At 64.4% G+C, this 24,005-nt stretch carries 27 protein-coding genes; 14 read left to right on the top strand and 13 right to left on the bottom strand.

Features of this window, described 5'->3' with window-relative positions; all coding sequences use genetic code 11:
- Positions 1-82: 82 nt before the first annotated feature.
- The 3 genes from P8Q88_RS02820 to P8Q88_RS02810 all read right to left on the bottom strand — a co-directional run bounded on the left by P8Q88_RS02820 (position 83) and on the right by P8Q88_RS02810 (position 5,699).
- Positions 83-1,186 (bottom strand): sensor domain-containing diguanylate cyclase, encoded by a 1,104-nt coding sequence (locus tag P8Q88_RS02820; protein ID WP_278322306.1) that lies wholly within the window; start codon positions 1,184-1,186, stop codon positions 83-85.
- Between the two features lie 79 nt (positions 1,187-1,265).
- Complete coding sequence (locus P8Q88_RS02815) at positions 1,266-2,639, bottom strand: class II 3-deoxy-7-phosphoheptulonate synthase (protein ID WP_278322305.1); 1,374 nt, start codon at positions 2,637-2,639, stop codon at positions 1,266-1,268.
- Positions 2,640-2,759: 120 nt separating this feature from the next.
- Positions 2,760-5,699, bottom strand: coding sequence for a M16 family metallopeptidase (locus P8Q88_RS02810; protein WP_278322304.1), 2,940 nt, complete (start codon positions 5,697-5,699; stop codon positions 2,760-2,762).
- A 97-nt stretch (positions 5,700-5,796) separates the two neighbouring features.
- Here P8Q88_RS02810 and P8Q88_RS02805 point away from each other — a divergent pair, with 97 nt between their 5' ends.
- From P8Q88_RS02805 to P8Q88_RS02775, 7 genes are all read left to right on the top strand, one after another.
- On the top strand, positions 5,797-6,378 hold the full coding sequence (locus tag P8Q88_RS02805) for a NifU family protein (RefSeq protein ID WP_278322303.1): 582 nt from the start codon (positions 5,797-5,799) through the stop codon (positions 6,376-6,378).
- A gap of 22 nt (positions 6,379-6,400) precedes the next feature.
- Positions 6,401-7,009: a malonic semialdehyde reductase gene (locus P8Q88_RS02800; RefSeq protein ID WP_278322302.1), complete on the top strand. Its 609-nt coding sequence runs from the start codon at positions 6,401-6,403 to the stop codon at positions 7,007-7,009.
- A gap of 37 nt (positions 7,010-7,046) precedes the next feature.
- Positions 7,047-7,670 carry a tRNA (adenosine(37)-N6)-threonylcarbamoyltransferase complex dimerization subunit type 1 TsaB gene (gene tsaB / locus P8Q88_RS02795; protein WP_278322301.1) on the top strand — a complete coding sequence of 208 codons (624 nt, stop codon included), beginning with the start codon at positions 7,047-7,049 and terminating at the stop codon, positions 7,668-7,670.
- On the top strand, positions 7,667-8,119 hold the full coding sequence (locus P8Q88_RS02790; RefSeq protein WP_278322300.1) for a GNAT family N-acetyltransferase: 453 nt from the start codon (positions 7,667-7,669) through the stop codon (positions 8,117-8,119). The genes tsaB and P8Q88_RS02790 overlap by 4 nt, the downstream gene beginning before the upstream one ends.
- Positions 8,120-8,258: 139 nt before the next feature.
- Entirely contained in the window at positions 8,259-8,699 is a 441-nt protein-coding gene (locus P8Q88_RS02785) for a Ros/MucR family transcriptional regulator (RefSeq protein WP_278322299.1), read from the top strand.
- 75 nt (positions 8,700-8,774) lie between these two features.
- Complete coding sequence (locus P8Q88_RS02780) at positions 8,775-9,197, top strand: Fur family transcriptional regulator (protein ID WP_278322298.1); 423 nt, start codon at positions 8,775-8,777, stop codon at positions 9,195-9,197.
- Positions 9,169-10,080, top strand: a complete 912-nt coding sequence (locus tag P8Q88_RS02775; protein ID WP_278322297.1) for a lysophospholipid acyltransferase family protein — start codon at positions 9,169-9,171, stop codon at positions 10,078-10,080. The genes P8Q88_RS02780 and P8Q88_RS02775 overlap by 29 nt, the downstream gene beginning before the upstream one ends.
- Here the strand turns inward: P8Q88_RS02775 and P8Q88_RS02770 are convergent.
- The 3 genes from P8Q88_RS02770 to ybeY form a co-directional block, all read right to left on the bottom strand.
- The gene (locus P8Q88_RS02770) at positions 10,077-10,961 is read right to left on the bottom strand and encodes a LysR family transcriptional regulator (RefSeq protein WP_278322296.1); all 885 of its coding nucleotides are present in this window, start codon (positions 10,959-10,961) and stop codon (positions 10,077-10,079) included. The genes P8Q88_RS02775 and P8Q88_RS02770 overlap by 4 nt on opposite strands.
- Before the next feature lie 70 nt (positions 10,962-11,031).
- Positions 11,032-11,949, bottom strand: a complete 918-nt coding sequence (locus tag P8Q88_RS02765) for a hemolysin family protein (RefSeq protein WP_278322295.1) — start codon at positions 11,947-11,949, stop codon at positions 11,032-11,034.
- Positions 11,950-11,970: 21 nt separating this feature from the next.
- Positions 11,971-12,459, bottom strand: coding sequence for an rRNA maturation RNase YbeY (gene ybeY, locus P8Q88_RS02760; RefSeq protein WP_278322294.1), 489 nt, complete (start codon positions 12,457-12,459; stop codon positions 11,971-11,973).
- 346 nt (positions 12,460-12,805) lie between these two features.
- Between ybeY and P8Q88_RS02755 the strand changes: the two genes are divergently transcribed.
- The gene (locus tag P8Q88_RS02755; RefSeq protein WP_278322293.1) at positions 12,806-12,985 is read left to right on the top strand and encodes a hypothetical protein; all 180 of its coding nucleotides are present in this window, start codon (positions 12,806-12,808) and stop codon (positions 12,983-12,985) included.
- Between the two features lie 186 nt (positions 12,986-13,171).
- On the opposite strand, the gene P8Q88_RS02750 is transcribed toward P8Q88_RS02755, so the two are convergent.
- A complete protein-coding gene (locus P8Q88_RS02750) occupies positions 13,172-14,215 on the bottom strand; it encodes a PhoH family protein (protein ID WP_278322292.1) in 1,044 nt (347 codons plus the stop codon).
- Between the two features lie 151 nt (positions 14,216-14,366).
- On the opposite strand from P8Q88_RS02750, the gene P8Q88_RS02745 reads away from it, so the two are divergent.
- Positions 14,367-14,939 (top strand): COG3650 family protein, encoded by a 573-nt coding sequence (locus P8Q88_RS02745; protein ID WP_278322291.1) that lies wholly within the window; start codon positions 14,367-14,369, stop codon positions 14,937-14,939.
- Here P8Q88_RS02745 and miaB read toward each other — a convergent pair.
- Both miaB and P8Q88_RS02735 read right to left on the bottom strand, forming a co-directional pair.
- A complete protein-coding gene (gene miaB / locus P8Q88_RS02740) occupies positions 14,928-16,277 on the bottom strand; it encodes a tRNA (N6-isopentenyl adenosine(37)-C2)-methylthiotransferase MiaB (protein ID WP_278322290.1) in 1,350 nt (449 codons plus the stop codon). The two genes, P8Q88_RS02745 and miaB, sit on opposite strands and share 12 nt — an antisense overlap.
- Positions 16,278-16,365: 88 nt before the next feature.
- A complete protein-coding gene (locus P8Q88_RS02735) occupies positions 16,366-16,827 on the bottom strand; it encodes a peptidylprolyl isomerase (RefSeq protein WP_278322289.1) in 462 nt (153 codons plus the stop codon).
- A gap of 94 nt (positions 16,828-16,921) precedes the next feature.
- Here P8Q88_RS02735 and mgtE point away from each other — a divergent pair, with 94 nt between their 5' ends.
- The 4 genes from mgtE to P8Q88_RS02715 all read left to right on the top strand — a co-directional run bounded on the left by mgtE (position 16,922) and on the right by P8Q88_RS02715 (position 19,816).
- On the top strand, positions 16,922-18,370 hold the full coding sequence (gene mgtE / locus P8Q88_RS02730) for a magnesium transporter (protein ID WP_278322288.1): 1,449 nt from the start codon (positions 16,922-16,924) through the stop codon (positions 18,368-18,370).
- 48 nt (positions 18,371-18,418) lie between these two features.
- Positions 18,419-18,808, top strand: coding sequence for a DUF1489 family protein (locus tag P8Q88_RS02725; RefSeq protein ID WP_278322287.1), 390 nt, complete (start codon positions 18,419-18,421; stop codon positions 18,806-18,808).
- Positions 18,809-18,867: 59 nt separating this feature from the next.
- Complete coding sequence (locus tag P8Q88_RS02720; protein ID WP_278322286.1) at positions 18,868-19,113, top strand: hypothetical protein; 246 nt, start codon at positions 18,868-18,870, stop codon at positions 19,111-19,113.
- 160 nt (positions 19,114-19,273) lie between these two features.
- Complete coding sequence (locus P8Q88_RS02715; protein WP_278322285.1) at positions 19,274-19,816, top strand: DUF4287 domain-containing protein; 543 nt, start codon at positions 19,274-19,276, stop codon at positions 19,814-19,816.
- On the opposite strand, the gene P8Q88_RS02710 is transcribed toward P8Q88_RS02715, so the two are convergent.
- Genes P8Q88_RS02710 through P8Q88_RS02700 form a run of 3 tightly spaced genes read right to left on the bottom strand, consistent with a single transcriptional unit; the run spans position 19,813 to position 22,675 of the window.
- Positions 19,813-20,496, bottom strand: a complete 684-nt coding sequence (locus tag P8Q88_RS02710; protein ID WP_278322284.1) for a DsbA family oxidoreductase — start codon at positions 20,494-20,496, stop codon at positions 19,813-19,815. The two genes, P8Q88_RS02715 and P8Q88_RS02710, sit on opposite strands and share 4 nt — an antisense overlap.
- Positions 20,493-21,362, bottom strand: a complete 870-nt coding sequence (gene nudC, locus P8Q88_RS02705; RefSeq protein ID WP_278322283.1) for an NAD(+) diphosphatase — start codon at positions 21,360-21,362, stop codon at positions 20,493-20,495. Before nudC ends, P8Q88_RS02710 begins: the two co-directional genes overlap by 4 nt.
- Complete coding sequence (locus P8Q88_RS02700) at positions 21,359-22,675, bottom strand: serine hydrolase domain-containing protein (RefSeq protein WP_278322282.1); 1,317 nt, start codon at positions 22,673-22,675, stop codon at positions 21,359-21,361. The genes nudC and P8Q88_RS02700 overlap by 4 nt, the downstream gene beginning before the upstream one ends.
- Positions 22,676-22,784: 109 nt before the next feature.
- Here P8Q88_RS02700 and P8Q88_RS02695 point away from each other — a divergent pair, with 109 nt between their 5' ends.
- Positions 22,785-23,006: a hypothetical protein gene (locus P8Q88_RS02695; protein ID WP_278322281.1), complete on the top strand. Its 222-nt coding sequence runs from the start codon at positions 22,785-22,787 to the stop codon at positions 23,004-23,006.
- On the opposite strand, the gene P8Q88_RS02690 is transcribed toward P8Q88_RS02695, so the two are convergent.
- Positions 23,003-24,001, bottom strand: a complete 999-nt coding sequence (locus P8Q88_RS02690) for an A/G-specific adenine glycosylase (RefSeq protein ID WP_278322280.1) — start codon at positions 23,999-24,001, stop codon at positions 23,003-23,005. The genes P8Q88_RS02695 and P8Q88_RS02690 overlap by 4 nt on opposite strands.
- Positions 24,002-24,005: the final 4 nt, after the last annotated feature.

Genomic DNA, 24,005 nt, shown 5'->3' with positions numbered 1-24,005 from the left:
AGAATGCGGCAACCGCGATCCATCATGGCGCAAACAGGTGACGGTTGAAAGACTTAGCTTGCCGCTGACAGCTAAGTTGGCGTCATGCCGCCAGTTTCACCCGATTCCTGCCGGCGCGCTTGGCAGCATAGAGCGCCTCGTCCGCGCGCGAGAACAGTTGCAGGCTCGTCTCTCCCGGGCGCAAGGCGGCATGGCCCACGCTGACCGTCACGGCGGGAACGTCCGCGGTCTGAGTCCCTTGGTGGATCGCCTGACGCAGGCGCTCGGCCACCTCCGCCGCCACCCCGGCATCGGCGTCAGGACAGACGAGAAGAAATTCCTCGCCCCCGATCCTGGCTGCGCATTGCCCCTCGCGCAAATTGCGCAGCACGATGGCGGCAATTTCGGTGAGGACGCGGTCGCCCACCGCATGGCCATGCGTGTCATTGATCGATTTGAAGAAATCGACATCGAACAGCAACGCGGCGAGATGCACCTCATTCTGTCTTGCCCGCACGATCTCCCGGTCGAGCGCGGCCATCGCGCTGCGTCGATTGGGGAGACCGGTCAGCGGATCGGTGTTCGCCAGCCGACGCGCTTCCTCGGCCTGCTGCAATGCGGCCTGGGTGGCACGATGCATGCGGGCGGCCTGCGAATATTCCTCCGTCGCATCGCGCACGACCATCAGGACATGCTCGACCTGTCCTTCTGGCGAGAAGACGTTGCGCGCGCGGGCCCGCAGGAGCCGCGTGCCCAGGGTCTGGTTCTCGATCTCGAATTCGATGGGATAGGTCCCGCGGTCGTGCCGATGCGCCAGGAAAGCGACCTCCATCTGCCGCGTCCCCTCCGGCAAGAGTGCGCGCAGCGTTTCGGCATCTGGCGGGGTTGTCAGGGGCAGGCCGGCAATCCTGCAAAACTCACGCGACCAGCGATGCCCGCCCGTCAGCAGATCGACACTCCAACGGCCGATGCCGGCAAGTTCGTCGGCGAGGCTGGTTTCGGGCGGCGGAGGCGGCGTCGCGATAACCGCCGCGGTCGGTGGGCGGCGCATGAAGCACAGAGCGAGCAGTGTCAGCGGCAGGAGCGCGGCAAGCAACAAGCCCTGCAGGAATGCGCCATCCGGGGGCCAAGAGCCGAGCATGATTGCCAGCGCTATCATCACCCACGCCAGCGCCAGGCACACCATTTCTATCGCAGGACGCGCCACGCCATCTCCTTTCTTGCCCGTCGATAGTCGGAACGGAGGAAAGGTTTGGCGAATTGCGGCTTAGGTGATTGCCCCTAGGTCAGGCCGCGTCGGCGCGCCGCATGCCCTGCTCTTCATTGAGCATCTCGGCGATGAGGAAGGCCAGTTCCAGCGACTGCGCGGCATTGAGGCGCGGGTCGCAATGGGTGTGATAGCGATCCTTGAGGGCCTCATCGGTGATGGCCACTGCGCCACCGACGCATTCGGTCACGTCCTGCCCCGTCATTTCGACATGGATGCCGCCGGGGTGCGTGCCCTCGTCGCGGTGGACCGCGAAGAAGCCTTTAACCTCGGTCAGGATGCGGTCGAAGGGGCGCGTCTTGTAGCCGCTCTCCGACTTCACCACATTGCCGTGCATCGGGTCGCAGCTCCATACGACCGGGTGGCCTTCCGCCTTTACTGCGCGCACGAGGCGCGGCAGGCCGTCTTCCACCTTGTCGTGGCCGAACCGGCTGATCAGCGTGATGCGCCCCGGCTCGCGGGCGGGATTGAGCGTGTCGAGCAGGCGCAGCATCGCGTCGGTCTCGAGGCTCGGCCCGCATTTCATGCCGAGCGGATTGCCGATGCCGCGCGCGAATTCGACATGCGCGCTGCCATCGAAACGGGTGCGGTCGCCGATCCAGACCATATGCGCGCTGGTATCGTACCAGTCGCCGGTCAGGCTGTCGCGGCGGGTCAGCGCCTGCTCGTAGGGCAGCAGCAACGCCTCGTGGCTCGTGTAGAAGCTGGTGCCGCGCAATTGCGGCAGGGTTTCGGGCGTGATCCCGCAGGCTTCCATGAAATCGAGGGCTTCGCCGATGCGGTCGGCCACATCCTTGAACTTGTCTGCCCAAGGGCTGCGGCCCATGAAATCGAGCGTCCACTGGTGGACCTGGCGCAGGTTCGCATAGCCGCCGCCGGCAAAGGCACGCAGCAGGTTGAGCGTGGCGGCGGCCTGCGAATAGGCGCGCACCATGCGCTGCGGATCGTTGGTTCGGCTGGCCTCGTCGAAATCGATACCGTTGATGTTGTCGCCGAAATAGCTCGGCAGAGTGATGCCGTCCTGCGTTTCGGTATTCGAACTGCGCGGCTTGGCGAACTGGCCCGCCATGCGTCCAACCTTCACCACCGGCTTCTTACTGGCGAAGGTCATGACGACCGCCATCTGCAGCAGCACGCGGAAGGTGTCGCGGATATTGTTCGGGTGGAATTCGGCGAAGCTTTCGGCGCAATCGCCGCCCTGCAGCAGGAACGCCTTGCCCTCCGCCACTTCGGCGAGATCGGCCTTGAGCGCCCGCGCCTCGCCCGCAAAGACCAGCGGCGGGTGCGTTTCCAGCGCAGTAGTCGCGGCGTCGAGTGCGGCCGGGTCGAGATATTCGGGCAAATGCCTTGCCTCGAAACTCTTCCAGCTATCCGGTGCCCAGTTCGTCGCCATTGTCACTTCCATTCGCAGCGCGGAATTGCGCCGTTTGTACCCGCCCATCGCAGACGAGCACAGCTCATGCCGCAAGCAGCTTTTGCTTGGCCAGCTTAAAAAGCCGATTGCTGCAACCGGCTAGCGAGCGGCCTCGGCCGGGGCCGTCGTCACGCGCGTGGCCAGCTCCTGTCCTTCGGGGATGACAGCCATGCGCCAACCTCGCGTGTCGCCGAAATACTTCTGCGCCAGCAGTTGCATCCGTTCAGGCGTGGTCTGCGTCAGATCGTTCAGCAGCGAGCGCAGCAGGCCGATCCGCGCCGGGTCCTGCGTCGAACCTTCCAGCTGGAACAGCCAGAACAGATTGCCGGTCGAGACGCGGTTCACGTATTGCAGCAACGGTTCGGTAACGCGCTGCAATTCGTCGGCACTGGGCGGCTGGGTGGCAAGGTCGCTGGCGATCTGGTCGGCCGCAGCGAAGAAGGCCGGAACGTCCTCGGGCCGCAACTGCGCGAAGGCGGTGATACGTCCACCGCTCTCGACATCGGTCGGCCACTGGCTGTTGATCACCGGCGCGTAGCTAGCGCCTGCCCGCTCGCGCATCGCATCCATCAGCCGGTTGTTGAACACCTGCGTGAGGATTTCGAGCTGGCGCGATTCAGGCAGACCGTCGACGCCCGCCCCGCTCGGCCAGGCGATAACCGCGGCAGCCTGGTTGGCATCGCCGCGATGATAGCGCACGACCGTTTCGCCCGGCTCGGGGAAGGTGAAGCCAGAGGCCGCGACATCGGCCGGCAGGGGATCGCGCGGTTCGAGTGCGCCAAAGGTTTTGGCCAGCGCCTCGATGCCCTGCTGCCGGTCGAAATCTCCAAATACCAGCACCTCGACCGGGCCTTGCTTCAGCAGCGGCTCCCACACCTGGCGAAAGCCCTCGGGCGTGGTCGCATCAATGGCGGCCGGGTCGGCAATCTCGAACCGCCCGTCGCGTCCGCGGAGCAGATATTCGAGATCGCGATTGATCACGCCGGCAGGATTGGCACCGTAGCTTTCATAAGCAAGCCGGGCGGCAGCCTGCGCGCGCAGCACCGGGTTCGGGTCCCAGCGCGGCATGGCGAGCTTGGCGGCGAAGAGGTAGAGCTGGTCGGCGAGGTCCTGCCCGCGGGTCTGTGCGAACAGGGTGAAGGCGCCATCGGCAATGTCGAAGTCGAAGCCCATCCGCCGACCGGTCGAAATCCGGTCGAGTTCTTCCTGGCCGAGTTCGCCGAGGCCCGAGCCGACCAGTGCCATGCGGCCGAGCATGGCATAGGCGCCATCCTCTTCCTCGATGGCGCGCCAGCCGCCGCCGAAGCGGACCTTGACCGCCACGCGGCCGGGTTCGGCATCGTTCGCCCACAGGATCGCCTTCACGCCATTGGCAAAGTCAACCCGCTCGATATCGAGCACGCCGAGGGGCCCCTGCCGCTCGATCGTGCCGGGCTCGCCGATGGCGGGCAGATCGGCAAAGGAGATGTCCTGCGCCGCGATCCGCGCATCGGCCGCCGCTTCCACTGGGGCAAGCATGGCCGTGCGAATCTCCGCATCGCTCGCTTCGCCGGTTTGGGGCGTCACATAGGCTGCGCGGATCACCGCCCCGTCGAACAGCTTGCGGGTCTGCTCCAGCATCTGCTCGGGCGTGACCTTCTCGCGCATGGAATTGAAGACCATGAGCACGGTTTCAGGCGCCGCGACCGTCTCGCGAATGTCGACGGCATTGACGATGTCGTCGGCCAGCCGGGCCCCCGCCATCACGCGGCGCTGTTCGACCGAGCTGGCGAAAATGGATTCGAATTCGGCCAGCTCGCGATCGATTTCTTCCTGCGTCGGCGGGTTGGCCAGCGCATCGGCGATCACCGCGCGCACATCGGCCAACGCCCCCTCCCAATCGTCCGACAGCGGCGCGAAGGACACGAAGGTCGCATCGGTGGAGCGGCTGACATCGTCCTGCTGCACCTGGGCGTAGAGGTACTTGCCTCCGGCTCGTGCGCGCGCCTCCAGCCGCCGGTTGATCAGCGCCTGCGCCAGGCTGTCGCGCAGCAGGCCCTCGTTATAGACGATCGTGTCCTGTACCGGCCGCCAGGGGCGCATCACGGCATAGGTAAAGCTGCGCTGCAGGCCGGGCGCGACGATCGCCGACACTTCGCCGACCGGATTGTCCGCATCGGCACCGGCGGGGGCGACAGGGTCGCCGAAATCGGGCGCGGCCACGCTTGCCCCCTCGCCCTGCCAGTCACCGAACCATTTCTCGATTTCCGCGGCGAGTTGCATCGGGTCGAGATCGCCGACGGCGACGATCACGGTGTTCTCGGGCCGGTACCAGCGATCGTAGAAGGCGCTGACCGAAGTGCCGGTGGCGGCATTGAGCGTTGCCTCGGTCCCGATCGGTAGCCGGTTGGCCAGCTTCTGCCCGGCAAACAATGTTTCGCGGGTCTGCTCGGCGGCGCGCTGCTGCGGCCCGCCGCGCTCGCGCTTCTCTGCGAGCACGATGGGAACCTCCGCCTGCACATTGGCATCGCTTAGGACCGGCGCGCGGACCATGCCGGAGAGAATCTTCATGCTCTCGGCCAGCTTCGCTTCGTTCACGTTGGGCAGGTCGAGCTTGTAGACCGTGTGTGTCGGGCTGGTTTCGGCATTGGTGTCGCTGCCGAAGGTCGCCCCCAGGCGCTGCCACGTCGGGATCGCCATGGCCGGGCCGAGATACTGGCTTTCGCGGAACAGCAGGTGTTCGAGCAGGTGGGCATAGCCCTGTTCGCTGTCTTCCTCATGCAGCGAACCGGCATCGATGCGCACCCGGATCGAGACCTGGTCGGGCGGCACCCCGTTCTTGCGCACCGCATAGCGCAGGCCGTTGGGCAGCTCGCCGAAGGTCCATTCCTCGTCGCGCGGGACATCGCTGCCCTCGTAGATCCAGGGGGTCTCGCCCTCTTCGGTGAGGTGCTTCGGAGTGGGTTCGGCAGGCGCCTGCGCAAGCAGGGGCTGCTGGGCCACGAACGCGAGAGGAAGGACGAGCGCAAGACGCCGGACGGCGCGCGAAAGAATAGCCATGGCGGGGATATAGGGAGCCTTGGTGTGAAGGGACAGTGAACATTGGCAAAAAGCATCTTTGCTTGTGGCGCGTTCCCGCGCTCCCTAGATAGGCGGAATGTTCATCGAGACCGAAACCACGCCCAATCCCTCCAGCCTCAAGTTCCTGCCCGGCAAGCCGGTGATGGGATCGGGAACCCGCGAATTCGCGACGCCCGAAGCGGCCGAGGCAAGCCCGCTGGCGCAGGCGCTGTTCGATCTCGGCGATGTGACGAATGTCTTCTTCGGCGCCGATTTCGTGACCGTCACCGCGGCACCGGGCGTCAGCTGGACCGATCTGAAGCCGCAGGTCGTTGCGATCCTGCTCGATCATTTCGTCTCCGAGGCGCCGCTCTTCGCTGCCGGGACCGCCGGCGGCATCGCCGTTCCGCCGGAAGACGAGGCGATGCTGGTCGAAGAGCGCGACGAAGATGCCGACATCATCGCGCAGATCAACGAGCTGCTCGAGACGCGCGTGCGCCCGGCCGTCGCGGGCGACGGCGGCGATATCCAGTATCGCGGCTACCGCGACGGTGTGGTGCATTTGCAGATGCAGGGGGCCTGCTCGGGCTGCCCGTCATCCACTGCCACGCTCAAGCACGGCATCGAAGGTCTGTTGAAACATTATGTCCCGGAGGTCGTTGAAGTCCGCGCAGCCTGATTTGCCAGACCAAGAGGACTTGATGACCCAGCAATTTCACGACCAAAAGCTTTCCGGCGACGCGCTCGACCAGATCTTCCGCGAAGCGCGCAGCTATAATGGCTGGCATAATAAGGCGGTGAGCGAGGAACAGATCCACGCGATCTACGAATTGCTCAAGATGGGTCCGACCTCGGCCAACATGCAGCCGGGCCGGTTCGTCTGGTGCATGTCGCAGGAATCACGCGACAAGCTGGCCGAATGCGCGAGCGAGGGGAACCAGGAGAAGATCAAGACTGCGCCGGTCGTAGTCATCATCGGCTATGACATCGACTTCCACGAGGAACTGCCCTGGCTGTTCCCGCATACCGACGCTAAGAGCTGGTTCGAAGGCGACGAAGACGGCCGCAAGGACGGCGCAAAGCGCAACTCCGCCCTGCAGGGCGCATATCTTATGATTGCAGCGCGCGCACAGGGCCTCGATTGCGGGCCGATGTCGGGAGTCGACCTCGACAAAGTGACCGAGGCGTTCTTCGCCGACCAGCCACGGCATCGCGCCGACTGGGTCTGCGCGATCGGCTATGGCGACGAGACGACGATCTTCGATCGCAGTCCGCGTCCCGATTTCGACAAGTTCAACCGCATCGTCTGACTTGAAGCGCAGCCGCGCCTGAGGCAGGGCGCGGCTGATGCGGATTCTCGTAATAGAAACGGCGACCGAGGCCTGTTCGGTAGCGCTCTTCGACGGCGGCGAACTTCTCGACGCGCGTCACGAAGTGCTTGGCCGCGGCCATGCCGAGCGCCTGGTGCCGATGATCGCGCAATTGCCCGGCAAGGGGCAGGCCGACTCCGTTCGCGTCTCGCTCGGGCCCGGTAGCTTCACCGGAATCCGCATCGGCCTCGCCGTGGCGCAGGCTCTCGGAATCGCTTGGCAGGCCAAAGTGCAAGGCTATCCGACCCTTGCCCTGCTCGCCGCGATGGCTCGGCAAGATGGCGGCGAGCATGTCGGGGATGCGGTTACGGTGTGCACAAACGGCGGCCATGGCGAATGGTTCGTCCAGAATTTCGACAGCAGCGGTCATCCCGAAACAGAACCCATCTCGCTTCCGCCGCAAACGGCGCAGACGCGCGACAACCATTGCGTCGTCATCGGTGGCAAGGCCGCCGAGCTGGCCGCGGGACGCGCCGGCTTTTCGGTCCTCGATTGCCTCCCCGACGCTCGTCACGGTCTCGCCCTGCCGTCTGCTGTTCTGAGCGACACTCTGGCCCCCCTGTATGGCCGCGAGCCCGATGCGAAGCCGGCCAGCCCATGACCGATATCGATCAGCTGATGGAGGTGATGGAAAGCGCATTTGACCCTTACTGGCGCGAGTCCTGGAGTCGCACGCAGGTCGAGGGCTCTCTCGCCCTTCCCCATACTCATGCCATCATGTGCGATGCCGAACTCGCGCCGTTGACCAGCGGAAGCGAAGCGGCAGGCTTCGTGCTGGCGCGACGCGCGCCGGGCGAGGAGGAGTTGCTCCTTGTCGCGGTCCGTCCAGAACAGCGGGGCAAGGGGATCGGCCGGCACCTTCTGGACCTGTTCATCGAAAGCGCGCGCGCCAATGGCGCTGACAACGTGTTCCTCGAAATGCGCGAGAACAATCCGGCGGAGAGCTTATACCGCGCCGCGGGCTTCGCTCCGATCGGGCGGCGCGTCGCCTATTATCGGACGGCGTCGGGAGAGCCGCTCGATGCCATAACTTTCGGGCGGAAATTGTAATATTGCGACAGTCCGCTTGTATATTTGCGTCAAAGTAAAGATATGTCGTGAAAAATTTGCGTTCTCTTGTCGTTTCTTTACAATGCATCCCACAAGCCGGGTCGCGCCAAATAAGCCGGGGCAACAGGAGCCTGTCCGAATGGATGCTATCGAAACCGATATGACCGAAACCTTGATTACGTTGACGTCAGACATTGTCGCGGCGCATGTCAGCAACAACAATGTCGAAGTGGGCGATGTGCCCACACTCATTACCAATGTGTATTCAGCGCTTTCCGGCCTTGGTGACGCAGCGACTGCGGCGCAGGCCATTCCGGATCCGGCCGTTTCAATCCGCTCTTCGGTGAAGAAGGATCATCTTGTCTGCCTCGACTGCGGCAAGAAGATGAAAATGCTCAAGCGACATATTTCGACCGAGCATGATCTTACTCCGGACGAGTATCGCACACGCTGGGGACTTTCCGCCGATTATCCGATGGTCGCGCCAGATTATGCGGCGACGCGCCGCGATCTTGCCGTGAAGATCGGTCTGGGCCGTAAACCGGGCCAGAAACGAGGTCGCAAGAAGAAGGGCGCGTAAAGCCTTTCGGTTCGCCTTGAGGAAGACGCCCCGGCCCGATAAGGGTACGGGGCGTTTTTCAATCGGGAAGCCCAATTGCACCAGAAAATCGATCTTGAGCAGCTTTGCGCCGACAAGGGATTGCGCATCACCGAACAGCGGCGCGTGATTGCGCGCGTGCTGTCGGAGAGCGACGACCATCCCGATGTCGAGCTGCTCCACGAACGCGCCAACAAGATCGATTCCGGGATCTCGATTGCCACGGTCTATCGCACGGTCCGTTTGTTCGAGGAGGCCGGCATTCTCGACCGGCACGATTTCGGCGATGGGAGAGCGCGCTATGAAGCCGCTCCCGAAGCGCATCACGACCATCTGATCGACGTCGAGAGCGGCAAGGTCATCGAATTCGTCGATCCCGAGATCGAAGCTCTGCAGAAGCAGATCGCAGAAAAGCTGGGCTACCGGCTCGTCGATCACCGGCTGGAGCTGTATGGCGTCCGCCTCGACCGCGAAAGCTGAGCGGCGCCTCGCGCGTTATACTGAGCGCCGGCTGGCTGCCGCGCGCGGCGAAAACGTGCCTCTCTCGCCGATGGGATGGGTCCGCTTCGTCATGCGCGCGATCGGCATCCTCGTTCTGCTGCTGATATTCGTGCCGCTGCACTATCTCTACCGCGTCTTCGCCTATGGTTCCCCCTTCCCCATGCTGTTCCTGCGCTTCACCGCGCGGGTCGTCGGGGCCCGCGTGAAGATCATCGGGACGCCTCTGCGGCGCGACGTGTTCTTCATCGCCAACCACCTTTCCTGGATCGACATCCTGTCGCTCGCCGGTGCCACGGGAACCGCGTTCGTCGCCAAGCAGGAACTGGCTGAGGTCCCGGTCATCGGCTGGCTTTGCCGTCTCAATCGCACGGTTTTCGTCAAGCGCGAGAACCGGTTGGGCGTGGCCGAGCAGATCAATGCGCTGCGCGAGGCGCTGGAGGACAATTGGTCGGTGACGGTCTTTCCCGAAGGCACGGTCACCGATGGTCAGTCGCTGCTGCCCTTCAAGTCCTCCATGCTGTCGGTCCTCGAACCGCCGCCACCGGGAGTGCTCGTCCAGCCGGTCATGCTCGACTATGGCGATAATGCCGAGGAAATCGGCTGGGTCGGCGATGAAAGCGGCCTGCACAATGCCATGCGGATCATGGCGCGCAGCGGAACCTTTCGCCTTCGCATAACCTATCTCGAGCCTTTCAGTCCCGAAGACCATCGCGGTCGCAAGGCCATAGCGGCCAAGGCGCGCGAGGAGATAGAGGCCGCACTGGTCGCGGCACTGGGCAGGCCCCTGCGCGATTTCCAGCATGTGGTCGATGCAGTGCGCTATCGCCCGAAAGACGCGCCGGGCAGCGACAGCCCGGCCTAGAGCTCGGCGCCCACCAGCCAATCGTGGAACAGCCGCACCGGCCGTTCTTCCAGCGCGGTCGGCTTGCAGACGAACCAGTAACTATAGGGGCTCTCGACCTCGACGTCATAGACCTTGGCAAGGCGGTTGTCGCTCGCGCGGCGCATGTGATCATCATGCATGATGGCGATGCCCAGGCCCTGCGCAGCGGCCTCCAGCATGATCTGGCCGCTGTCGAAATGGTCGATCGCGGCAGGCTCGAGATCGGGCATGCCAATTTCCTGGCGCCAGGCGACGAAGCTTTCGGGCAATTCGTTGTGGATCAGGAACGTCTGCTTGCCCAGCGCTTCCATACCGGGTTCGTCGCCCAGCTTCTCCTTCATCTCGCGGCTGCAGATCGCATGGACCTTGTTGTAGTCCAGCCGCACTGCATGCAGCCCCCGCTCCGGCCCGCGCGACAGGATAATCGCCGCATCGAGCAGGTCGCCGACACGGTCCTCGAGATGCGGGCCGGTATCGATGTCGATGTGCAGCAGCGGGTGCCGCGCACGCAATTCGCCGAGCTTGGGGAACAGGCGTTGCGTGCCGAACAGCGGCAGGACGCCGAGGTGGAGGCGCAGCAGCGAGAGGTTTTCCGACTGGCTTTCCACTGCCCGGGCCAACGCCTCAAGCTGAGGATTGACCGCCTCGTAGAAGGCATGCCCGTCATCGGTAAGCTGCATCGACTGGCGCGCGCGGGTGAAGAGCTTCTTGCCGACGAAGTCTTCCAGATTGCCGATCCGGCGCGACAGGGCCGATGGGCTGAGGCCCAGTTCCTCCGCCGCAGCGCGGGCCGAACCGAGCCGGACGGTCCGCACGAAGGCTTCGAGCGCGCGAAGGGGAGGAAGCCGACGGGTGACCATTGCGAGTGTTAGCTATGGTCGCCGATGACCGATGTCGAGGGCGAATGTTCGAATTCGCGCAACAATGCGATCAGTCGCCGGGTTCTTCCGCCGGCGGTTCGTGCAGGCGCAGGCGCTTGACGTGCGTTTCGTCGCCATCGGTCACCTCGATCCGCCAGCCGCTGGGATGTTCCACCACCGTTCCGATCTGCGGAACCTGTTCGGCAAGGACGAAGGCGAGCCCGCCCAGCGTATCGACCGATTCCTCGACCTCCGCGAGCGCGGGATCGACCTTCTCTGCCACATCGTCCAGTTCGGCGCGCGCGTCGCAATCCCACATCCCCGCGCCGATCGGCACGATCCATTCCTCGGGCGCGTCGTCATGCTCGTCCTCGATCTCGCCGACGATTTCCTCGACCAGATCCTCGATAGTGATAATCCCGTCTGTGCCGGAAAACTCATCGACCACGACGGCGAGGTGCATCCGCTGGGCGCGCATGTCGGCCAGCACGTCGAGCGCATTGCGCGTTTGCGGCACATAGAGCGGCTGGCGCATCAGCACGGTCCAGTCCTTGGGAGGCGGCTTGCCCCGCGCGAGGAAGGGAAACACGTCCTTCAGGTGGATCATGCCGATGACGTCATCGAGCTGATCGCGATAGACCGGCATGCGCGAATGGCCATGCTCGGCGAAAGTCTCGACCAGCTCGTCCCACGGGGCTTCGGCGTTCATCGCGATGATTTCGCCGCGCGGCACGGCGACATCGTCGGCATCGTGTTCGGAAAAATGCAACAGATTGCGCAGCATCTGCCGCTCGACCGAGGACAGGTCGCCGGTTCCGCTGTTGTCCGGCGTTTCCTCGCCGTTCTCGTCCTCGTGCTCGTCGATAGCTTCTTCGAGCTGCGCGCGCAGAGAACGCTCGCCATGGGCGGGATCGAACAATTTCCGGATGGCGAGCCACAGCCCGCTGCTACTCTCCGCGTCTCCCGCGGGTGATGACGAATCGGGCATGGCCCCTCAAACGCACTCCATTCAGTTGCGATCCCCATATGGGTCGGCGATGCCCAGTTTTGCAAGCGCCGCGATTTCGAGCGCTTCCATCGCCTCGGCCTGCGCGTCGGAATCGACATGATCGTGCCCTGCCAGGTGGAGCAGGCCGTGGACGATCAGGTGGGCAGCGTGGTGTTCGAGCGCGATGCCCTTCTCCGCCGCTTCGCGCTGGCAGGTCTCGAGCGCCAGGGCAATGTCGCCGAGCAGCTCGGGCGGGCCGTCGGGCGCGAGCGCGAGCAACTCGACGCGCTCCAGCATCGGGAAGCTGAGCACATTGGTCGGCTTGTCCTTTCCGCGCCACTCGCGGTTGAGGGCGTGCACCTGCTCGTCAGTGGTGAAGAGTAACGAGGCGGATAGCCGCTCGCTCGCCAATACCGGCTCCACTCCGGCTGCCGCTACGACCGCGCGCTCGGCAAGGCCTTCCCAATCGAACGCCTCGGGCCACCCGTCGATTGCGATATCGAGGTCCATCAGCCAGCTGCATTCCGAGACATGGACCGCATGTTACACTGTCCAAGGCGGAAAAACCCGCCCTCCATTCGCGAGGTGCGAAATGGCGTGAGCATGCAGGTAAAATCATAGGCCATCCGCGCCATCTAGCCGAGCATCCGACGGTAGGAAAGCGGTGGTTGGCGGCGTCGGGTAAGGGGGATTTGCGACGCGGAAGTTTTGCTAAACGCAGGCTGCCCCAAACATGGCCTACCAAGATGCTGAAAGCCGTGGGAAGCAACCCTGCTGCATGTATTCAGTTCACCTTGCGTGCGATAGATTACCCGCTCAGGTTGAGATTAGCGGGCTGAGATGCTAATAGATCATCATGAGTGATCACGATGAAAAGAAGAATCCAGGTGGCGATGCCGCCCTAATTGTCGTTGGCATGTTAATGGCAGCCTTAGCAACGACCGTAGAACTTGCTGTAGCTCAACTTCTATTAGGTGTTGCTGCAGCCGTTTTGCTTCTTTGGGTGCTAATAAGGGCAGCGCGCAAGCAGAGTTGACCAGCGCAATCAAACATAGGGCAGGTGAGTCCGCTCACCACCGATACAAAATCAGCCCGTCCCGTTCCGAACTACCCGCATCCCTTCTGGCGAAGGTATCCGCCATTCGATTACGGGCCGTTTGCGGTTAGCACGGTCAGCATCGCGATTGACCGATAGTGGGCGCATAACCGGTCCTTCGCTGTTCTACTCGCCCTTCCCCTCATACGCCTCCACGATCCGCCCTACGATCGGGTGGCGCACAACATCCGCCGCCGTAAACCGGATCGTGCCGAAACCCTCCACGCCCTCCAGCTTGCCCACGGCGTCCGCCAGCCCGCTCATGCCGCCGCCGCCGGGAATGTCGACCTGGTTCGGGTCGCCGCAGATGACCATGCGGCTGTTCTGGCCGAAGCGGGTGAGGAACATCTTCATCTGCTCGCGCGTGGTGTTCTGCGCCTCGTCGAGGATCACGAACGCATCGGCCAGCGTGCGCCCGCGCATGAAGGCGATCGGCGCGATCTCGATCTCGCCCGAGGCCAGCCGCCGCTCGACCTGTTCGGGCGGCATGCAATCGTAGAGCGCGTCGTAGAGCGGGCGCAGGTAGGGATCGACCTTTTCCTTCATGTCACCGGGCAGGAAACCGAGCTTCTCGCCTGCCTCCACCGCCGGACGGCTGAGGATCAGCCGCTGAACGCTGCCGGTGATCAGCTGCGCCACTGCCTGCGCCACGGCGAGATAGGTCTTGCCGGTCCCTGCGGGGCCGAGCGCGAAGATGATGTCGTCTCGCACGAGGCTGCGCATGTAGGTCGCCTGCATCGCACTGCGCGGCACGATGGTCTTGCGCCGGGTGCGGATCATGATCGGCGGGGCGTTCTTGCCCTTGCCGGGTTCGGCATCGACGATCCCGTCGAGCGTGGGCTCGTCCGACATGGCGATCAGCGCCTCGATCGTGCCGCCGTCGAGCTCCTGCCCGATGGCCAGCCGGTCGTACATCGCCTTCAATACGTCGCGCGCGCGGGCGACGCTGTCTTCGGGGCCTTCGATATGGAGCTGGTTGCCGCGGGCCGAGATGAATACGCCGAGCCGGTTTTCTACCTGCACCAGGTTCGCATCGAACTGACCGAACAGCGCGCCGAGCAGGCTCTGGTTGTCGAAGCTGAGATCGACCTGCGCGCGGCGAACCTCACGCTGCGGACTGGGCGGCGGGGTGAAGGACCTGGCGTCTTTCGGTGCGGGTTTACGGGCCATGCGCTCCTTTCGTGTGCGAGTCGGAAATGTAGGCGTCCCTGCACGCCGCGCAAGCTGGCGGGCGCGACATGACGGTGGAAAGTCACGGACTTGCAACCTTCCTTCGAGCCGCGCACACTGACGCAGTTGCTGTGTCCGACGGAGATCGTGAATGCGCCTCTTGCCCATAACGCTGGCCCTGTTGACTCTTGCCGCCTGCACCGAAGTCGCTGCGCCCGAGGCCGAGGCGACCATGACCGCTGCGGAGGCCGACACCGTCTCTCCCGCCCCGGCGGATGCGGAAGAGGATATCCGCCGCTACCTGCTGCAAACCTATCCCGAAGCGGGTGCAATGCGCTACGCGCTCGCCTGGCACGATCTCGATGACGACGGGGCCGAGGAGGCCATTGTCTATCTCGCCGCGCCCTATTTCTGCGGCACGGGCGGCTGCCCTACGCTGGTGCTCACCCCGGCAGGGCCGATGTGGCGCGAGGTCGCCAATATCAGCGTTTCGCGGACACCGGTAACCGTCCTCGATAGCGTCACCAATGGCTGTCAGGACATCACGGTCGCCGTATCAGGCGGCGGCGCGGAAGGAGGCACTGCGCTGCTCAGATTCGATGGCGAGAGCTATCCCTCCAATCCAACCGTCGCTCCGGCGGAAATGACCGATGAAACGGGGACGGAACTGATCGCGGAGATGCCTGAGTTTGTCGAGCTCGAAGGCGAACCCTCAGGCAGCTGACAGGGCCGTTTCGCGCAGCCGCGCAGCGAGCGAGTTGGGCCCGGCTTCGAGCAGTTCCACCTGCACAAGGTCGCCGATTGCCACACTGGCGTCGAACCACGCGCTTTGCAGCCAGGGTGTCTTGCCGAGCCACTGGCCGGGCAGCTTGCCCTTGCGCTCGACGAGGACTTCGCAGGTTCGCCCGACGCTCGCCTCGTTGAAGGCCAGCTGGTCGCGGTTGAGCGTGGCCTGGAGGCGCTGGAGGCGATCGTCCATGACCTCCTTCGCCACCTGTCCGTCCATCGTGGCAGCGGGGGTGCCGGGGCGCGGGCTGTATTTGAAGCTGAAGGCCTGCGCGTATGCGACCTCATTCACCAGCGCGAGGGTTTCCTCGAATTCGGCCTCGGTCTCGCCGGGAAAGCCGACGATGAAATCGCCCGACAGCGCAAGGTCGGGCCGCGCAGCACGGAAGCGGTCTAGCAGCTTGAGGTAGCTTTCCGCCGTGTGGCTACGGTTCATGGCCTTCAGGACACGGTCGCTGCCTGCCTGCACCGGCAGGTGGAGGAAAGGCATCAGCTTGTCGATCTCGCCATGCGCCGCGATCAGGTCGTCGTCCATGTCGGCGGGGTGGCTGGTGGTGTAGCGAATGCGCGCGAGGCCATCGACCTTGGCTAGGTCGCGGATCAGGCCCGCGAGGCCGACAGTGTGGCCCTTCTCGTCCTCGCCCGACCATGCGCTGACGTTCTGGCCGAGCAGCGTGATTTCCTTCGCGCCCGCGTCGACCAGCTTTTTCGCTTCGGTGACGAGGTCGGCATAAGGCCGGCTGATTTCCGCGCCGCGCGTATAGGGCACCACGCAATAGGTGCAGAACTTGTCGCAGCCTTCCTGCACGGTGAGGAAGCTCGCCGGATTGGTGCGGCGGCGTTCGGGAAGAGCTGCGAACTTGGCGATGGCCGGCATGTCGGTGTCGGTCGCCCGTTCGCCCTTTACGGCCTTGTCCAGCATTTCGGGCAAGCGGTGATAGGCCTGCGGGCCGACGACCATGCTGACCGCCGGAGAGCGCTTCATGATCTCCTCGCCCTCGGCCTGCGCGACGCAGCCCGCGACCGCGATCAGCGGCTCTTTGCCCGCCGCACGGCCAGCCTTGGTCAGGCGGCCGATGTCCGAATAGACCTTCTCCGCCGCCTTCTCGCGAATGTGGCAGGTGTTCAGCACGACGAGGTCGGCCTCCTCCCCCTCGGGCGCAGGCACGATGCCCCGCTCGCCCAGCATCTCGGCCATGCGCTCGCCATCATAGACGTTCATCTGGCAGCCGAAGCTCTTGACCCTGTAGGTCTTGGGGGAATTGGTCGGTTTCATGGGTTGCGCGCCCTTACCGCAAGGGATTGGCCCTTTCAATGAAAAGGGCGGCACTTGGCCGCCCTTCCCTCGTCGATTTCAGCGAAGTTTAGCCTACAGTCGCCTTCACGATCTTGCCCGGGTTTGCCGGCGGCTCGCCCTTGGGCAGCGCGTCGACGTGTTCCATGCCGCTCTCGACCTGGCCCCAGACGGTGTACTGGCCGTCGAGGAATTCGGCGTCGTCGAAGCAGATGAAGAACTGGCTGTTGGCGCTGTCGGGCACCTGGGTGCGGGCCATCGAGCAGGTGCCGCGGGTGTGCGGTTCGCTGTTGAATTCGGCCTTGAGGTCGGGCTTATCGCTGCCGCCCATGCCGGTTCCGGTCGGATCGCCGCCCTGCGCCATGAAGCCGGGGATCACGCGGTGGAAGACCACGCCGTCGTAGAAGCCTTCGTTGGCCAGCGTCGTGATGCGCTCGACATGGCCGGGTGCGAGGTCGGGGCGCAGCTTGATCACCACGTCCTTGTTGTCGCCATCGCCGGTGTCGAGGGTGAAGGTCAGTGTGTCGGCCATTGTTCGTCTCCTGTATTTCGGTTGGCGCCTCCCTAGCAAACGCAGCGCCTGTGTCACGGCTTGCTTTTCGTGCCCCCCTGCCTAGAGCGGGCGCATGAGCGAGAGCGACCGCCCCCTCGACGAGAACGGTTTCCTGCTGGCGCGCGAGCCGGAGGAAGAGGCGCGCCCCGACGACCGCATCGACGACGAGCGGATGGACGAGGAGAACACGCTCAAGAAGGAATATGTCGAGAGCGTCGAGGACGCGCTGGAGGAAGGCGACACCTCGCGCGTCTACGACCTCGTCGAACCGCTCCACCCCGCCGACATCGCCGACCTGCTCGAACTGTTCGAGCGCGAGGAACGCCACCAGCTGGCCGAAGCGATTACCGATTTGATGACGTCGGACGTGGTCGCCGAGCTCAACGACTACGTCCGCGAGGACATGATGGAAGCGCTGCCGCCCGAAGCGGTGGCGCAGATCGTCGACCAGCTGGAGACCGATGACGCCGTCCAGCTCATCGAGGATCTGGACGAGGCCGACCAGCGCGCCATCCTGGCCGCGGTGGAGCTGGAAGACCGGATCGCGATCCAGTCCGCCCTTTCCTATCCCGAGGAAACCGCCGGCCGCCTGATGAGCCGCGACCTCGTGGCAGTGCCCGAGCACCTCACCGTCGGCGATCTGATCGACTATTTGCGCGACGGGCGCGAGTTGCCGGACGAATTCTACGAAATCTTCGTGGTGGACGAGAAGCACCACCCCGTCGGCACCTGTGCGCTCAGCTGGGTGCTGCGCGCGCCGCGGGCCATCGCGCTGGCCGATGTGATGAAGCGCGACCAGACGCTGATCCCCGTCATGCTCGACCAGGAAGAAGTCGGGCTGATGTTCCAGAAATACAACCTCATCAGCGCCGCCGTGGTGGACGATGACGGGCGGCTGGTCGGCCAGATGACGGTGGACGACGTGGTCCACATCATCTCCGAAGAGGCGGGCGAGGACGCCCTGCTGATGAGCGGTGCGGGCGAAGGCGACATTAACGAGCCGATCCGCGAGGCCTATTCAGCGCGCGTGCGCTGGCTGGTCGCCAATCTCGGCACGGCGCTGGTGGCCAGCTTCATCATCGCACTGTTCGGCGCGGCGATCGAGCAATTGGTCGCGCTCGCCGTGCTCATGCCGATCGTCGCCAGCATCGGCGGCAATGCGGGTACGCAGACCATGGCGGTGACCGTGCGTGCCATTGCCACCAACCAGCTGACCCGCAGCAATACCCGGCGTATCCTGTGGCGCGAGATGCGCGTCGCCCTGCTCAACGGCGTGACCATCGCGGTGCTGATCGGCGCGGCGACAGCGGCGATCTTCACGCCACTGCTGGGCGTGGTGATCGCGCTGGCGATGGTGGTGAACGTGGCCGTGGCGGGCCTTGCCGGCGTGCTGGTCCCGGTGGCGTTCGACCGGCTCGACCAGGACCCGGCGGTTGCAAGCAGCGTGTTCGTGACCATGATCACTGATTCGATGGGCTTCTTCGCCTTCCTCGGCCTGGCGGTAGCGCTCGGGGTGGTTTGACAAGGGGCCGTGGTTTGACTCGGGGGCCGCACCCCCTACATCCATCCCATGCCGCTCAACCTGACCAAGATCGCTTTCGGCGCGCAGAGCTATGACGACATCGAAAGCTGGTACGCGCAGCGGCGCAGCCCGAACCTGACCACCCGCTATCGCCCGACCAAGTGGGAACAGTGCATCGGCGGCTCGCTCTACTGGATCCACCAGCACAGCATCGTCGCGCGCAGCGAAATCCTCGGGTTCAGCGAGACCAAGACCGGACGCTGGTCGATCGACCTCAAGCCCGAACTGGTCCGCGTTTACCCGCGCCCAAAGCGCGCCCATCAGGGCTGGCGCTATCTCAAGGGCGAACCGCCGCGCGATCTGGAAGAGGGCGAGGACATTGGCGACGCACTGCCGGGCAAACTCGCGGGAAAACTCGAACGGCTTGGCCTGATATAGGTCAGTTTGCGGAACGCGCGCCGCCCCTTGCCCGTTGGTCGGGTAAAGGAGAGCATATCATGCCAGAACGCCAATCCCGCCATCCCGACAATGACCTGATCGATGAAATGACCGAAACGCCCACGCCCAGCCATCAGGGTTCGGCTGGCGGTGGAGTGAACCGCACGGTCGGCAGTCGCGCCGACGAGCACCGCGCGAAAGACCCCGACAATCGCGAACCGGAGGTCGGCTCCGACAATCCGGAACAGGACGCGAGGAAGGGCGAAAAAACGATGCACGCCATCAAGAAGGGCAATGCCAATTAGTCTTCTCGGTTCTTTGAATTGAACATTTTGACCGCGTTTATCCGCCCGTCCGTGTGCGGATTTACGCGGTCGTTTTGTATGCGGGGCGAGCGCCAGCTTTTGCGCCGGGCCCATCATAGGCTATCCTGCCGGCTTCAGGGTCGAAACAGGAGATATCGCCATGACGTCACCGGAAGACCAGCTCGCCACCATGATCGCGAACTTGCCGGAGAAAACCGGAAAATCCCTGCCTGAATGGCAGGCGGTCGTGGCCCAGTCGGGCCTCGACAAGCATGGCAAGATCGTCGCGATGCTGAAATCGGACCACGGCGTGACGCACGGCTTTGCCAATCTCATTGCCAGCAAATCCCTTGAAGGCGACGCGCCTGGTGACCTGGTGGAAGACCAGTATGCGGGTCCGAAGGCGGGGCTGAAGCCGATCTACGACGACATCGTCGACTTTGCGAAATCGCTTGGTGCGGATGTCGAAATTGCGCCGAAAAAGACCAGCGTGAGTCTGCGGCGCGCCAAGCAGTTCGCCCTGATCACGCCGGCCACGAAATCGCGCATCGATCTCGGCCTCGCGCTCAAGGGCGAAGAAGTGAATGACCGGCTCGAAACCTACAACGCGATGTGCAGCCACCGCGTCCGGCTGGAAACGCGCGAGCAATTCGACGTCGAAGTCAAAGGCTGGATGAAGACCGCCTATGATCGCGCGGGCTAGACGGGCACCTTCTCAGCCACGCGCCGCAATGCATCGGCATAGGCTTCGGGCGGCTGTGCTCCGGGGATCATGAACTTGTTCTCGACGATCATGGCGGGCACGCCGGTGATGTTGAGATCCCATGCCGCGCGTTCTTCGGCACGGGTCTTGTGAGCCACTTCCTCGCTGGCGAGCGCGGTCTCGGCGGCATCCCGATCGATGCCGGTGCTTTCGGCGATGTCGAGCAGGACGGATTCCTTGCCGATATTGCGGCGTTCGTTGAAATGCGCCTTGAACAGCGCGAGTTTCAACTCGGTCTGCTTTTCGGGGCCCTGCTGCTCGCCCACCCAGGTCAGCAGCCTGTGCGCAGCGAAAGTGTTCCACATCATCGCCTCGGGCGCAGGCTCGACCCCTTCATAATCCAGCGAAACGCCGGCCGTTTCGGCCGCCTCGCGCATCCGTCCCTGCACTGCGCGCGACTGCTCCGGCGTCGACCCGTACTTGCGCGCGATGTGCGCCGTACGCTCCTCGCCCTCGGCGGGCATGTCGGGATTGAGTTCGAAGGCGTGCCAGCGGATGTCCGCCGCGATTTCGCCATCCAGCTGCTCGAGGCCCTTTTGCAGATTGCCCCAGCCAACGAGGCACCAGGGGCACATCACATCCGACCAGATATCGATCCGCAGGGTTCTCGGCTCGCTCATTGGTTCACCCACCATTCCATCAGGTGATGGGCGATAGCATGGCGTGGCGGACAGCGGAACGGGCCGTTGCCTTTCAGTGCAGCCTCTACCTCTTCGCGCGTATAGAAATTGATCTCCGCCATCTCGGTCTCGTCGATGGTCATATCGTCGCTGTCGGCGTGGCTGTGGCAGCCGATCATCAGCTGGCTCGGGAATGGCCAGGGCTGGCTGGCGATATAGCTGACGTCGCGCACTGCGATGCCTGCCTCCTCCAGCACTTCGCGGGCGACCGCTTCCTCGATGCTCTCGCCCGGCTCGACGAAGCCCGCCAGCGCGGAAAAGCTGCCTTCGGGCCAGCCGAGCCCGCGACCGAGCATCAGCTTGCCCTCAAATTCGACCAGCATGATGGTGACGGGATCGGTGCGCGGGAAATGATTGGCGCCGCAATTCGTGCATTCGCGCTGCCAGCCGCCTTTGGCGATTTTCGTGTCGCCGCCGCATTCGGCGCAGAACCGGTGCCGCGCATGCCAGTCGGTCAGGCTGCGCGCACCGCCATAAAGCGCGAGGTCGTCCGGCGCGAGCGTCGCCATCAACGACCAAAGCTGCGGATTTGCCATGCGCGGAGAGGCATCGCCGCGCGGCGGAACTGCGGCGAAACAGGCTTTCCCGTCATCGAGCCCCAGGAAGCACAGCTCCGCATCTTCCGGGACATCCGCCAGCGTACCCCAGGCCAGCCGACCCTCGTCGTCGAGCGCGGGCATCAGCCCGTCCAGCGCGAGCAGCCGCGCCTTCCAGTTCATATAGCCTGCAAGCCGCTCCGGATCGGCACGCACATGGTCCGCACGGTCGAGGCGCGAGCCGGTGAAAGCCAGCGGTAGCGTGCTCATGCGGCCTGCCTGCTCGCCTCCATCGCGGCAAGGTCGGCCATAACGGCATTCGGGAACTCGGTGTGGATAGGATAGGCTTCGGATGGCATGTACTGGGTCATCAGCGTGCCGCGCAGGCCCGCGGCATAGTTGACGAAGCCGACGGTTCCGGCCGCCCCGCCCCAGCCATAGCTGCCGTCCGACACGCGCCCGCCTGCACCGAAGCCCTGTCCCTCAACCCATGTGTTTTCGGTCGTCGCGGTTTCTGGAAGCAGGTTGGAGGTGCCCAGCTTCACCGCCGTCTCGCTCATCACGCGCTTGCCGTCGATCGCGCCATAGCCCAGCAGCATGCGCAGGAAGCGGTCATAGTCTCGGCTGGACGATACAAGGCCGGCCCCGCCGAAGGGGAACGGCGGGCGGTCGAGATAGATCGACGCCCGGGCCGGATCGATCGGCAGCGGCGTGCCGTTGAGGATCGCATAATTTGTAGTGAAGCGATCGACCTCGCTTTCCGGCACGGTGAAATAGGTGCTGAACATGCCGGCCGGCTCGAAAATCTGTGTGCGCAGATACTCGTCGAAGGCCATGCCGCTCGCCACCTCGATCACGCGGCCCAGTAGGTCGAGCCCGACCGAATAGCTCCACTTGGTGCCCGGCTGCAGGACCAGCGGCAATTCGGCCAGCCGGTCCGCGAATTCGGCGAGGCCATCGACGGCCTTGGCGCGCCCGATGCCCGGGATCGGCATGCGGCTGACCTGGCCGGGGACAAGCCCCTGCCGCTCGTAGGCGGTCTTGATCGGCCCCTTCTGCACGATGCCATAGCCGAGGCCCGCGGTGTGGGTGAGCAGGTGGCGCACGGTAATCGGGCGCTCTGCCGGGACGGTTTCCGTCAGCAGCCCGTCATAGGTCTTCTGCACCTGCATGTTCGCATAGGCAGGCAGCAATTCGGCAATCGGCTGGTCGAGGCCCAGCCGGCCATTGTCGACCAGCATCATCGCCGCCATGCCGGTGACCGGCTTGGTCATCGAATAGATGCGATAGAGGCTGTCGGGCGTCACCCGCGCCTCCCCGCCCAGCGCCAGCGTGCCGCGCGCGATAGTCATCGGGTCCTGCTGGCCCCAGCCGAGCGTCGCGACCATGTTGGCGACCTTGCGGGAGCCGACGTATTTTTCGACCATCGCGTTCACATTGGTCCATTCGACAGCACCGGTCCGCGCGAAGGCCTGGCGGCCCATGGGCAGGCTCGCCAAGGCAGCACTTGCAGTAAACAAGGCACCGCCGCGGAGCAGCGAGCGGCGGGAAATCTGCGGGGTGTCGAATTCGCGATAGGCCATGAATTTCCTCTCCGGTGGGGTCGCAGCGCTATGTGCGGGAGCATAGCTGAACGGTCAATTGCGAATTGAAACGCTTGCCTTTCCCCACTGTGCTAACCATATAAGACACATGCTCAACCTTCTCTCTTTCCTGTTCGGAATCATCTCGCTCGTCATCGTCATTCCGGCGACCATTCCGTTTCTTGGCGCATTGAACTGGCTTGCGCTGCCGCTGATCGTGATCGGCATCATCGTGGGCCAGCTTTCGTCCAGCAACTCGGGACGGAACTTCAACCTGATCGTGCTGCTGATCGCTGCGATCCGGCTGACCCTGGGTGGCGGGATCTTCTAGGCGAGCGCTAGCCGCGCAGCCTTGGCGAACAGTGTCGGCAGGCCGGCCTCGTCCAACTGATCGAGAGCCCACCACTCCCCCTCGCCCAAGGGCGCATCATGGCGCAGGACTGAGAGTTCCAGGTCGAAATGCGTGAAGCCATGGCGCACCAGGCCAAGCGGCTCGCCATCGGGCCCGCCCTGCCCGTTGCCGCGCGCGCTCCAGCCATCATCGGGTAAGGCGCGCATCCCGCTCAGCATTCCGGTGCCCTCGCGCCGCACCAGCCACACCGATCCCTCTTGCTCGATCCACCATGCCCGGCCCTGGCGCAGCGGCTTGGCTTTTTTCGGCGCCTTGACCGGCAGCCGGGCGGGGTCGTCCGTCTTTCGACCTGCACACTGTTCGGCCAGCGGGCAGAGCAGGCATTTCGGATCGCGCGCCGTGCAGATCGACGATCCCAGGTCCATCATCGCCTGCGCGAAATCGCCTGCGCGCTCGTCGGGCGTGATCGCATCGGTTTTCGCCCGGATCGCCTTGCGCGCGGCGGGCAGCGGCTCCTCGATCGCAAACAGCCGTGCGACCACCCGCTCGACATTCGCGTCGACGACGACAGCGCGTCGGCCAAAGGCGATCGCGGCGACTGCGGCGGCGGTGTAATCGCCGAGCCCGGGAAGCTGGCGCAACGCTTTCTCGGACTGCGGGAAGCCGCCCATCTCTGCCACCACGCGCGCACATTTGACCAGATTGCGGGCGCGCGAATAATAGCCCAGCCCCGCCCATGCCGCCATGACGTCTTCTTCCGGCGCAGCAGCCAGCGCCTCGACCGTTGGCCAGCGCGCTGTGAAAGCGGCGAAATAGGGCTTTACCGCAGCGACGGTGGTCTGCTGCAACATGACCTCCGACAGCCAGACGCGATACGGCTCGGGCGCTCGCGTTCCTGGCGGCGCACGCCACGGCAAATCGCGTGCATGGCGATCGTACCAGTCGAGCAAAGTTGCGGAGATAGTGGCGGCCACGGCG

This window comes from Qipengyuania marincola, assembly GCF_029688625.1.
Taxonomy (GTDB): Bacteria; Pseudomonadota; Alphaproteobacteria; order Sphingomonadales; family Sphingomonadaceae; genus Qipengyuania.
This window is presented reverse-complemented; position numbering and strand designations above follow the sequence as displayed.